Source organism: Gemmatimonas sp. (assembly GCF_044345575.1).
Lineage (GTDB): Bacteria > Gemmatimonadota > Gemmatimonadetes > Gemmatimonadales > Gemmatimonadaceae > Gemmatimonas.
The window spans coordinates 1-3,694 of record NZ_JBIJAW010000321.1; the positions used below are offsets into that span (position 1 = coordinate 1).

Here is a 3,694-nt window from a genome sequence, read left to right on the forward strand (position 1 = left end):
GCCAGCAGGGTCTCAGGGGCGGTCGGGACCATGACTCTATCCTGCCGGTCGGAGGGGGCCGCGTCAACGGGTGGGCGTCGATGACGCTGGAACAGCGTAAAGTGACGGACGCGTAAAGAGTTGCCTCGAAAGGGCAGGGCGGGGTTCGGGGACGGGCGATGTGATGTAGTCTCAGGTATGTCCACGAACACCCGTCGGCACCTCACGTCCCCGCGTCTCATGCGAATCAGACCTCTCCTCGCGGCGGCCCTTCTCGTGGTCGCCTCCTGTGCCCGTCCGGGGCTCGCACCGATTCCGAGCGATCGTCCGGTGGTCATCGCCCATCGTGGGGCGAGTGGGCATCGCCCTGAGCACACGGTGGCGGCGTATACGCTGGCGGTGCAGATGGGCGCCGACTTCATCGAGCCGGATCTCGTGAGCACGAAGGACGGCGTGCTCATCGCGCGGCACGAGAACGAGATCGGGGGCACGACCGATGTCGCGCAGAAATTCCCCGACCGGAAGACCCGCAAGATCGTCGATGGCGATACGATGACCGGATGGTTCACCGAGGATTTCACCCTGGCCGAACTGCGCACCCTGCGGGCGAAGGAGCGGCTGCCGTTCCGGTCGCACGCGTACGATGGCCAGTTCGCGATTCCGACCTTCGACGAGGTGCTGGCGCTGGCCGATTCGCTGGGGCGTGCGCGTGGGCGCGTCGTGGGCGTGTACCCGGAGACGAAGCACCCCACCTATCACCGGTCCATCGGCTTGCCGCTCGAGGAAAAGCTGCTCGCTGCGCTCAAGGCGCGGGCCCTCGATGATCGAAAGGCGCCGGTGTTCATCCAGAGCTTCGAGGACGGCAATCTGCGAACGCTGCGCGGACAGACCACGGTGAAGCTGGTGTATCTCACGAGTACGCCATTGTCGGCGGAGCGATTGCGCGACATCGCGACGTTCGCCGATGGGGTCGGCGTGAATCAGCGTCTCGTGGTGGGCGCGGATTCGGCGGCGGCGCCGACATCGCTCATCCGTGACGCGCACGCGGCCGGGCTCGCCGTGCATGTGTGGACCACGCGCTCGGAGCCGGTGTTCCTCGCCAAGCGGTACGGCGGTGATCCCGTGGCCGAAGTGCGCGAACTCGTGCGACTCGGCGCCGACGGCATCTTCGGGGACTTTCCGGATGTGGTCGTGGAGGGAGTGCGCGGCGCACGGCGCGGCGCGGCGCGGTAGGCGGGGCTGGCCAGGTAGGCGGGGCTGGCCAGGTAGGCGGGGCTGGCCAGGTAGGCGGGGGACTACGCGCGATCGGGTACGCGTTGGCGCCGACGCGTTGGCAAAAACGCTCTGGAACGGACGCGTTGGCACGAACGCGCAGTGGCGCGGGCACATACGCCGGCAACTACGCCGGCAACTACGCCGGCAACTACGCCGGCACCAACACCGGAACGAACGAGCGACCGCTAACGGCCGAAGGCCGAGGCGGTCGCCGCGTTGTTGTCGTCGTGTTCGCTGGCGTTGCTTCGCGTCAGTGCCAACGCGTTCGTGCCAGAGCGTGGGTGCCAACGCGTTTGTGCCAACGCGTCGTCGATCGCGCGTAGTGGCTTGCGTCGTTGGCCCCCGCCCCGTTCTTCACTCCATCGCGAATTCCTTGTTGAACGCGACGTTGAACTGGAACGTCTTCGCCTTGCTGCGTGTCTCCATGGCGTCGGCGATGCGCTCGAGGCGCGCCGTGATGCCCATGATCTTGTCCTGCGCCTTCTTGCCCATCTCGTTCAGTCCGTCGACCTTGTCGAGCGCCCAGAACTTGACGAGGTCCTCGACAATGCGGATGTACTCGCGCGGGCCGTAGATGCCGGCGCGACGGATCACGTCGGCCATCTCGCGGAAGTGCGGCATGTTCACACCCGGCATGTCGATGCTCGGCATGACGAGGCTCGCCGAGACCATCGCGTTGTTCGGATCACGCTCGAGCACGCGCTGGAAGATTTCGCGATAGAAGACGTAGTGACGCGCTTCTTCCTTGGCCACGTTGCTCAGGACCACGCCGATGAGCGGCTCGTACTCGCTCGCCAGTTTGCCGGTGTTGGCGTGACTGACCTGCGTGGCCCGCTCCTGCAGCGAGGTGTAGACGAACACGCGGTACGGATCCTTGTCCCACGTGGGCTCGAAGCCGGCCTTGAGGTACTCGAACTGCATGCGCTCGAGCACCGGGTTGTCGAGAATCCGGCTGTCGTGGGCGTAGTCGTGCAGGATGGCGCCGTGCCGGTCTTCCTCGGCCGTCCACAGGTTGTTCCACTTGGCCCAGAACGTATCGCCGCCAAGGTAGGTGGCAATCAGGCGGTGGAAGTGGGGCAGCCCTTCTTCGGTGAGCGTGTTCAGCGCCAGCGCCACGCGAGCGGGCATGCTGATGCCGCGCGCGCGCTCGCGCAGCTGCTTCACGTATAGATCCGGGTCGGTGTCCGGCTCTGGGGCGAGGATGTCGGACGGGAACCAGAGGATGCGCTTGGCTTCGTGCGCTTCCATGAGCTGCTCCACGTCCTTTTCGAGGTCGTTAAGCACCTCGACCTTCGCCAGTGTCTCTTTATCGGGTATGAACATGCAGTCCTGATGGGGGGCGGGGCGTGTTCGGGTAACGTACCGGAAACTCCCGCAGGGGACCAATGCGCGGCCGCCCAGCCGCGATGCCCCAGCCGTCATCAGTGTCAACGCGCAACAGAGGTCGACTGTTCGCGCGGGACGGTGCCGACACATCGTTGTGCGGAATCAGAAAGCAACAGATAACGTTTCATTAATTAATAATGTCTTGTTTGTGGCGCGTTGCTGACTGAAACATTTTCGAATTTTGCGGAGTTTTCCAGTTCGCCCCAAAGTGACGAACCGCGACTGGAACGACGTGAGCGATGTACGGTGGTCGCGCCGCACGCGGCCGTTTCGTCGGTGGCATTCGATCGTCTATAAGGTGACCCCTCGACACCGACCCGAACAATCAGCTCAAGGCGGCCGTAAGCGTTCCGATGGCTAGCAATTCGCGTGGCAGAAAGACCGGCACCAGCCGGAAGGCGAGCAGTGTGAAACCCCTCGAAAACGTGATGACGTTGTCGGGGACGTTGGCATTGGTCACCGACGCCACGGCTGACGCCACTGCTGACGTTACGGCTACGACAGAGGACACGGTCGAGACGGCTGTCGTCGCCAGCATCCTCCCGGTCATCGAAGCCGCGCCGGCGCCGATCCCGGAGGACGCGCTCACGACTGAGCCGGTGAAGCCAGCGCGTCGGCGCTCGCGTAAGGCCCCGGTGACCGACACGCCGTCGGATGAGGCGTCGACCGCCAGCAGCCCCCCGCGTAAGCGGACGCGCAAGACGACGAAGAAGGTCGAGGTGGCCCCCGAGCCCGAGGCGGACATCCCCGTGAGTGAGGCGGACGACACGCGATCCGCCGATCCACTCGCAGGGGCCTTCCTCTACAGGCCGGAGCTCGACTCCGACGGAACGCCCTTCGCCGAACCGGCCAACGTCGAACCGGCCACGGCCGACCCGGCTATCGCCGAACCGCCCACGGCCGAACCGGTCGCGGTCGAACCGCTCGCGGAGGCCGTGCCTCGTGCGGAACCGGCCACCGTCACTCAGCTGGACTCTGTACCGGCGGCAGCGAAGGTCGACCTCCCGTTCATCATCGATATTCCGCGTGACGTGCCCGTGATGGATGACTCGCC

General features: G+C 65.4%; 2 protein-coding genes and 1 pseudogene. 2 read left to right on the plus strand and 1 reads right to left on the minus strand.

The genetic code is table 11. The annotated features are described in order from the left end of the window. Window positions 1-177: 177 nt before the first annotated feature. Entirely contained in the window at window positions 178-1,212 is a 1,035-nt protein-coding gene (locus ACIQ6O_RS14390; RefSeq protein WP_396208472.1) for a glycerophosphodiester phosphodiesterase family protein, read from the plus strand. 396 nt (window positions 1,213-1,608) lie between these two features. Here the strand turns inward: ACIQ6O_RS14390 and ACIQ6O_RS14395 are convergent, their stop codons facing one another. Then, complete coding sequence (locus ACIQ6O_RS14395; protein ID WP_396208473.1) at window positions 1,609-2,577, minus strand: acyl-ACP desaturase; 969 nt, start codon at window positions 2,575-2,577, stop codon at window positions 1,609-1,611. Between the two features lie 470 nt (window positions 2,578-3,047). On the opposite strand from ACIQ6O_RS14395, the pseudogene ACIQ6O_RS14400 reads away from it, so the two are divergent. Then, window positions 3,048-3,694: pseudogene (locus ACIQ6O_RS14400) on the plus strand (hypothetical protein); the annotation flags it as partial.